Origin of the sequence: Kitasatospora sp. NPDC007106 (assembly GCF_040634455.1) — a bacterium.
Lineage (GTDB): Bacteria > Actinomycetota > Actinomycetes > Streptomycetales > Streptomycetaceae > Kitasatospora > Kitasatospora arboriphila.
Window position 1 is genome coordinate 1 of the sequence record NZ_JBEYFP010000296.1, and the last position, 7007, is coordinate 7007.

At 74.2% G+C, this 7007-nt stretch carries 8 protein-coding genes; 3 read left to right on the plus strand and 5 right to left on the minus strand.

Going from position 1 to position 7007, the window contains the following annotated elements:
- Window positions 1–54 precede the first annotated feature (54 nt).
- Window positions 55–828 (minus strand): hypothetical protein, encoded by a 774-nt coding sequence (locus ABZ641_RS21270; protein ID WP_359983904.1) that lies wholly within the window; start codon window positions 826–828, stop codon window positions 55–57.
- Window positions 829–946: 118 nt separating this feature from the next.
- On the opposite strand from ABZ641_RS21270, the gene ABZ641_RS21275 reads away from it, so the two are divergent.
- Window positions 947–1456 carry a pyridoxamine 5'-phosphate oxidase family protein gene (locus ABZ641_RS21275; RefSeq protein ID WP_359983907.1) on the plus strand — a complete coding sequence of 170 codons (510 nt, stop codon included), beginning with the start codon at window positions 947–949 and terminating at the stop codon, window positions 1454–1456.
- Between the two features lie 70 nt (window positions 1457–1526).
- Here ABZ641_RS21275 and ABZ641_RS21280 read toward each other — a convergent pair whose 3' ends face one another.
- From ABZ641_RS21280 to ABZ641_RS21295, 4 genes are all read right to left on the minus strand, one after another.
- Window positions 1527–3089 carry an APC family permease gene (locus ABZ641_RS21280; RefSeq protein ID WP_344621878.1) on the minus strand — a complete coding sequence of 521 codons (1563 nt, stop codon included), beginning with the start codon at window positions 3087–3089 and terminating at the stop codon, window positions 1527–1529.
- A 137-nt stretch (window positions 3090–3226) separates the two neighbouring features.
- The gene (locus tag ABZ641_RS21285; RefSeq protein ID WP_359983910.1) at window positions 3227–3658 is read right to left on the minus strand and encodes an MmcQ/YjbR family DNA-binding protein; all 432 of its coding nucleotides are present in this window, start codon (window positions 3656–3658) and stop codon (window positions 3227–3229) included.
- Between the two features lie 10 nt (window positions 3659–3668).
- Window positions 3669–4115: a VOC family protein gene (locus ABZ641_RS21290; RefSeq protein WP_359983913.1), complete on the minus strand. Its 447-nt coding sequence runs from the start codon at window positions 4113–4115 to the stop codon at window positions 3669–3671.
- 66 nt (window positions 4116–4181) lie between these two features.
- The gene (locus ABZ641_RS21295) at window positions 4182–5030 is read right to left on the minus strand and encodes an AraC family transcriptional regulator (RefSeq protein WP_344621795.1); all 849 of its coding nucleotides are present in this window, start codon (window positions 5028–5030) and stop codon (window positions 4182–4184) included.
- Window positions 5031–5162: 132 nt separating this feature from the next.
- On the opposite strand from ABZ641_RS21295, the gene sigJ reads away from it, so the two are divergent.
- A complete protein-coding gene (gene sigJ, locus ABZ641_RS21300; protein WP_359983916.1) occupies window positions 5163–6083 on the plus strand; it encodes an RNA polymerase sigma factor SigJ in 921 nt (306 codons plus the stop codon).
- 62 nt (window positions 6084–6145) lie between these two features.
- Window positions 6146–6829 carry an NAD(P)-binding oxidoreductase gene (locus ABZ641_RS21305; protein WP_344621797.1) on the plus strand — a complete coding sequence of 228 codons (684 nt, stop codon included), beginning with the start codon at window positions 6146–6148 and terminating at the stop codon, window positions 6827–6829.
- The last annotated feature ends 178 nt before the right edge of the window (window positions 6830–7007 follow it).

A 7007-nucleotide genomic window follows, 5' to 3' on the forward strand; every position in this document is an offset into this window, starting at 1 on the left:
TCGGTGCACCCGCGCGGGTCGGCGCGCATCCGTGTCAGGCGGTGCGCGCCCGCGTCAGAGTGCCACCACCGGGCGGCCGAACAGGTCGTCGCACCAGCCGCTGCCGTCGAGCAGCTCCGCGAGTTCCGGGTCGCGGTACGCGGTCGCCAGTGGCAGCCAGGCCAGGAACGAGCCGTAGCCGCCGCAGGTCGCGGACCCGCCGTCCCCGCCGCACATCACGCCCGGATCCGCGGTGACCTCCGGCCGGTACGGGTCCCGGGCGATGTGCAGCCCGAAGGCGTTCGGCCGGTGCTGCGGGCCGTCCGGGGCGCTGAACGGGTCGTCGGTGTCCGGGTGGGTGGCGCCCCAGCGGAAGAGCGTCGGCGCACCCGCCCCGCAGGCGTACTCCCACTCGTCGGGGGTGGGCAGCCGCCAGCCGTGTTCCTCGAAGTCCACCTCCCCGGCGTCGACCGCCTCGACGCCCACCAGCAGCGCCGGCAGCCGCACCGTCCGGACGGGGCTCAGCACCGCGGCCAGGTGCGTGCGCAGGTCCGCCGGGAAGCCGAAGCCGCGGCAGCTCTCCGCGTACGAGGCGGCCTGCTCCGGCGTCGCCTCGAAGGCGGCGGCATCGAAGCCCAGCTGCGCCTCGCCGCCGGGCACCAGCGCGAATTCCCGCCCGTGCAGCACCACGGTCGCGGTCCCGTCCGGCGCCACCGCCCAGCCGTCCGCCGCCAGCCGTTCCGCGGCCGTCCGAAGCACCCGGCCCTGCCACTTGTCCGTGCCGCCCCGCCACGCCCGCAGGGTCAGCTCCCCGATCTCCGTGCTCTCCACCCCCGCCGTACCCGCCATGCCCGGGATCCTGCCATCCGCCCCCGACACCGGGGTGCCCCCGGTACGACCACTGTGCGCCCCGAGGACACCCCTAGGCTGGAGGAAGGACCCGCCACCGTCGGAGGGAGAGGCCGCCATGACCGAGCCGACCGCCGGGCGCCCGCACATGCCCGGGTACGGCATCCGGCCCGCGGACGAGGGCACCGGTCTGCTCAGCTGGGAGTGGGCCGAGAAGCGTCTGACCGGGTCGCACGACTACTGGGTGTGCTCGGTGCGCCCCGACGGCCGTCCGCACACCATGCCGGTCTGGGGCGTGTGGCTGGACGGCGCGTTCTGGTTCTCCAGCAGCGTCTCCTCCCGCAAGATGCGCAATCTCGCGGAGCGGCCGGACTGCGTGGTCACTACCGAGGACCCGCGGGACCCGGTGGTGCTGGAGGGCCGGGCCGAGCCGACCGCCGACCGGGCCGAGATCGCGGGCTTCCTGGCGGCACTGAACGCCAAGTACTCGGTGGCGTACGGCATCGACTTCCTCGACCCGGCGGTCAACGCCACCGTGCGGGTCCGCCCGGCGCAGGCCATCGGCCTGCTGCACACCGACTTTCGCGGCTCGCCGACCCGCTGGCGCTTCACCGACGGCGAGGACTGACCACGACGAGCGCTGACCACGACGAGCGCTGACGACGACGAGGAACGACACTGACGAGCGGCGCCGGGCTTCAGGGCGCGGTGGCCGGGTCCGCCGCCTCCTTGGGCACGTCCGGCCGGCGGAACCAGGTGCCCTGCACGGCCCACTGCACGAGCATCAGGATCACGCCCAGCAGCAGCGCGCCGATGCCGATGACCGTCACACCGCCGGTCTTGCCGAAGATCGGCAGGTCGATCGAGGTCGAGCCGTAGTCCGGGTCGGCGTACACGTCGAAGGCGCCGTAGCAGAAGAAGTACAGCAGCATCAGGCCACCCAGCAGCGGGGCGACGCCCTTGAGGACGAAGTCCTTGACGCTGCGGGTCAGCACCTTGCGGTAGTACCAGACGCAGGCGAAGCCGGTCAGGCCGTAGTAGAAGGCGATGCCGAGGCCGACCGAGGCGATCGAGTCGGCGAGGACGTTGCCGCTGATCGCGGTGAGCATCACGTAGAAGGCGATCGAGGCGAGGCCCATGCCGATGGTCGACCAGGTCGGGGTGAGGTGGCGGGGGTGCACCCGGCCGAAGTGCGAGGGCAGAGCCTTGTGGGCCGCCATCGAGAAGCTGGTGCGTGCGGTCGGCAGGATGGTCGTCTGGGTGGACGCTGCCGACGAGGTCAACACCATGAAGATCATCAGCTTGCTGAGGAACCCACCGAAGCCGCTGGTGCCGAACACGGCGTCACCGAGCCCCGACAGGACGTCCCCCGAGTTGTCCTCGTTGCCGAGCCCGATGCCCTCCGTGCCGACGCCCGCGAAGGCCATCGCCGCGGTCGACACCAGGGCGTAGATGAGCAGCAGCAGCACGGTCGAGATGACGGCGGCCCGGCCCGGCGTGCGGGCGGCGTCCGCCGTCTCCTCGTTGACCGACACCGCGGTGTCCCAGCCCCAGTAGATGAAGACCGCGGAGAGGATGCCCGCCGTGAACGCCGTCGACGAGGACACCTCGAACGGGTTGAACCAGGAGGCGTCCACCGTGATGGCCGTGGACGGCGGGTTCGAGCCGTACACCTTGACCAGCGCCGTCACCGACAGCAGCACCAGCATCACGACCTCGATCGCCAGCAGCCACCGCTGCAGCGCCGCGGACAGCTCGATGCCGATGTAGCAGATCCAGGTCATGACGACGATCCAGACGACGCCGGCGACGGTCGTCCAGGTCGTCGAGTTCGCCAGTGAGTCCAGGCCGAACAGCTGGAAGCCGTACACGCCGGCGATCTGCGCCAGGTTCGCCATCACGATGATGTCGGCGACGATGATGCCCCAGCCGCCCATCCAGCCCGTTCGTGGGCCGAACGCCCGTGCCGCCCAGGTGAACGTCGTCCCGCAGTCCGGGTCGGAGGCGTTCAACTCCTTGTAGGAGAAGGCGATCAGCAGCATCGGGATGAACGCCAGGATGGTGATGATCGGCGCCTGCAGGCCGACCCCGACGACGAGGATGCCCAGCGTCGCCGCCAGGCTGTAGGCGGGGGCCGTGGAGGCCAGGCCGATGGCGACGGACGACACGAGGCCGAGCGCGCCGGTCTTCAGACCCTTCTCGCCGGCACCCGAGCCGGTCGAACGGGGTGCGGTGGAAGGAGTCTGACTGCCGGGAGGCATCGACACCGGACCCACCCCCTCTCTCCAGCCCGGAGGCTGTGACGGGGCCGCAAGGGCTCATACTCGCACCATCGTACGCCGGTACGTGCCACCCCACTCGGCATCCGCACCACCTGTGACCTGCGCAGACGTCAAGTTCACCCGGTGGGCCCAGCCCCCGTGGTGCCCTGCCGGGCCTCGGCGCGCAGCCGGGCGGGGGCCACCAGGAGGAAGGCGTCGAGCACCAGGTCCTCGACCTGCCGCCAGTCGACCTCGACGTCCAGGTACACCCCGATCCAGCCGCGGCCGCCCACGTACGGCGGGCGGAAGTACCGGTCCGGATCGGCCGCCACCAGGTGCTCCTGCACCCCGGCGGCGGCCGCCGCCCAGAAGGCCGTGCGGTCGTCGTGGTGCCGGTCCGAGGTCATGGCGAACATCGGCCGGCCCGCGAACCAGGCCGCCTCCCCGTGGCTCGGCCGCTCCTCGGCGCCGGGCAGCGCCAGGCACAGCCCGCGCAGCCGCTCCAACGCCGCCCGCAGCACCGCCCTGTCCCGGCCCGCAGTCTCCCCCTCGCGCGCCGTCTCAGCCACGCCCGCCGTCTCAGCCACGGCCGCGCGGCTCGCCGCGGTACGTGCCGAAGTACCAGCGGTTGCCCTCCGGGTCGCGGGCGGCGAAGTCCCGCGAGCCGTAGTCCGTCTCGTGCAGGGCGTCCACGATCTCGGCGCCCGCGGCGACCGCCCGCGCGTGCACCGCGTCTGGGTCAGCCGTCACCACGTACGCCCCGAAGCTGCCCGGCGGGGTCGGACCGCTGCCCTGCGCACCGTCGACGCCGCCAGGGTCCTCGCGGACCGAGCCCAGCATCACCCCGCCGCCCTCCGGCCAGCTCAGCTGCGCGTGGTGCACCACGGAGCCCTCCCCGTACACCACCGTCTCCTCGAAGCCGAACGCCTCCACCAGGAAGGCGATCAGCTTGCGGGCGTCGTGCGACCGCAGCGTCGGCCACACCTGCGGTGCGGGCGTCCCGTCCGGGACCTGTGCCGTACCCATCACTCCACCTCCGTGCCGCGTCGGCCGGTGCCGGTCGCACCCGGGGCCGCCGCGCACCCCGTGCCGTCACACCCCAGCCTGTACCGCGGCCGGCACCCCGGCTTGGACGAATCGGAACTCCTCCGCCAGCCACACGCTCGGCGCGACGCCGGCCAGCGCCCGGAACTCCCTGGCCAGGTGCGCCTGGTCGAAGTACCCGCACCGTGCCGCGAGTTCGGCCAGCCTGCCGCCGTCCGACGCGGCCATCCGGCGGGCCCGGTCGAAGCGCACCACCCGGGCCGCGGCCTTCGGCGACAGCCCCGTCTCCAGCCGGAACCGCGCCGCGAGGTGCCGCTCGCTCCAGCCGACCTCCGCCGCCAGCGCCGACACCGGCAGCCGCCCGCCGCTGCGCCGCAGCAGCGCCCACACCCGCCGCACCTCCGGCGCCGCCTCGCCGTACGGCTCCGCGAGGCGCGGCAGCAGTGCGTCCAGCACCGCGAACCGCTCCGGCCAGCCGGGTGCGGCGAGCAGCAGCTCCCGGACCTCACCGGCGAGCGGGCCCAGCAGGTCCTCGGCGGGCAGGTCCAGACCCGCCAGCTCGCCCGCCGGCAGGCCCAGCAGCGGTCGCGCAGCCAGCGGGTCCAGCGCCACCTGGATACCGGACTGCCGCCCGGGGTGGGTGATCAGCGCGGGCGTGGTGTGCAGCCCGCCCAGCAGCGCCGTGTAGTCCTGCGGCCCACGGCCGGGTTCGGGATGCACCGCCACCGTCAGCGGGTCGTCCAGCGTGAAGATCAGCGTCAGCCACGGCGAGGGCAGGCCCCGGTGTCGGCCCGGTGGCAGACCGGCCTGCCGGTACCCGGAGTACCAGGCCGCGTACCGCGCCATCGCCCCGGTCGGCCGCACCCGGGGACCTTCGTCCACCACCGCCTCGTCCACCCCGCCAGTATCGGCCCGCCGGGCGCCGCGCGGGGTAGCCGGGTGAGACCCGGGTCACATCCGGCGGGGTGGATGTCACACCCGGGCCCCCTGTGCTGCTCTCGATCGGTGACCGCACACGGGAGGCACACCATGACCGGCACCGCAGCGACCGGCAGCACGGACGACGGCGACGGGACGACCCAGGACTTCGTCGACCACCGAGACCTGCTCTTCTCGATCGTCTACAGCATGCTCGGCACCGTCGCCGACACCGAGGACGTGCTGCAGGAGACCTGGCTCGCCTGGTCCGGCCGCGGCACCGCGCGGATCGACAACACCCGCGCCTACCTGGTGCGGATCGCCGTCAACAAGGCACTCGCCCGCCGCGCCGCGGTCACCCGCCGCCGCGAGACCTACTTCGGCCCCTGGCTGCCCGAACCGCTCGTCGCCCCCGCCAATGCCGAACCGCCCGCCGGCACCGCGGAGGAGGCCGAGCGGGCCGAATCCGTCTCGATGGCCCTGATGGTCGTCCTGGAGACGCTCTCACCGCTGGAACGGGCCGTCTTCGTGCTGCACGAGGTCTTCGGCTACCAGCACACCGAGATCGCCGACCTGCTCGGCCGCACCCCCGCCGCCGTCCGCCAGACCGCCCACCGCGCCCGCGAGCACGTGCACGCCCGGCGCCCCCGTTACCGCACCGACGCCGCGCTGCGCCGCCGCGTCACCGAGCGGTTCGCCGCGGCCGTCGGCGGCGGCGACCTGCACGCCCTGCTCGACCTGCTCGCCCCCGACGTCACCCTGTGGGCCGACGGCGGCGGTCGCGCCCCGGCCGCCGGGCGGCTGCCCGTGCACGGCCGCGACCAGGTCGCCCGGACGCTGATGGCCGGCGCGGCCCGGAACGCCGCCACCCTGCACGTCCGCTGGGCGCGCGCCAACGGCGACCCCTCGGCCGTCCTGTTCGCCGGTGAGGAGCCGTTCGCCGTGCTGGTCGTCGAGCCGACGGCCGACGGCGACCACGTCCGCGACATCTACTTCGTGACCAACCCCGAGAAGCTCACCCGCATCCCCTGAGGCCCAGGGCCCCACAGACCAGACCAGAACAGACCGGACCGGACCGGACCAGGGAGACCACCGTGAAGATCACCGTCGTCGCCGCCACCGGCGGCATCGGCCGCCACCTCCTCGACCAGGCGCTGGCCGCCGGCCACCAGGCCACCGTGCTCGTCCGCAACCCCGACCGGCTGACCCCCGAGCAACGGGCGTCCGACCGGATACGGGTCGTCACCACCGACCTCGCCGACCCCGACCCGGCCGCCGTGGAACGCGCCGTCGCCGGTGCCGACGCCGTGCTCTCCGGACTCGGCGCCCGCTCCAACGCCGAGGCGGGCGTCGCCGAGCGCGGCACCCGCGCCCTCGTCCGCGCGATGCGCAGCACCGGCACCCGGCGGATCGTCGTGGTCAGCGCCGCACCCGTCGGCACCGTGCCCTCGCCCGGCCGCCCCACCCCGCCCCGGTACGACCCCGGCGACGGCTTCCTGATGCGCCACCTCTTCGGACCCGCCGTCAAGGCCGCGCTCCGGCCGCACTACGCCGACCTCGCCCGGATGGAGGACGAACTGCGGGGCAGCGGACTGGACTGGACGGTCGTCCGCCCGCCCCGCCTGACCGACGGACCGGCCACGGGCACCTCCCGGACGGCCCTCGGGCAGAACGTGCGCGGCGGCTGGACCGTCCCGCGGGCCGAGGTCGCCCGGCGGATGCTGCGGCTGCTCGACGACCCGCAGACCGTTCGCGAGGTGATCGCGGTGGCCCGCTGAGCCGTCGCCGTCGCCGTCGCTGGCGCTGTCGCCGTCGGCACCCGCCTTCGGCGTGCTGCGTTCAGGCGGCGGCCGGCAGCCGGTCGGCCATGTGCCGGACGCTCTCGACGGGAGCCGCCGGGGCGGGCAGGACAGGCGTGCCGAAGACCGCCGCCTGCGCGGCCGCGGCCAGCTCGCG

Excerpts from the sequence above, each read along its gene's own strand:
- sigJ (WP_359983916.1), top strand. The coding sequence starts at position 5,163 with ATGACCGGCACCGCAGCGACCGGCAGCACGGACGACGGCGACGGGACG.
- ABZ641_RS21270 (WP_359983904.1), bottom strand. The coding sequence starts at position 828 with ATGGCGGGTACGGCGGGGGTGGAGAGCACGGAGATCGGGGAGCTGACC.
- ABZ641_RS21290 (WP_359983913.1), bottom strand. The coding sequence starts at position 4,115 with ATGGGTACGGCACAGGTCCCGGACGGGACGCCCGCACCGCAGGTGTGG.
- ABZ641_RS21275 (WP_359983907.1), top strand. The coding sequence starts at position 947 with ATGACCGAGCCGACCGCCGGGCGCCCGCACATGCCCGGGTACGGCATC.
- ABZ641_RS21280 (WP_344621878.1), bottom strand. The coding sequence starts at position 3,089 with ATGCCTCCCGGCAGTCAGACTCCTTCCACCGCACCCCGTTCGACCGGC.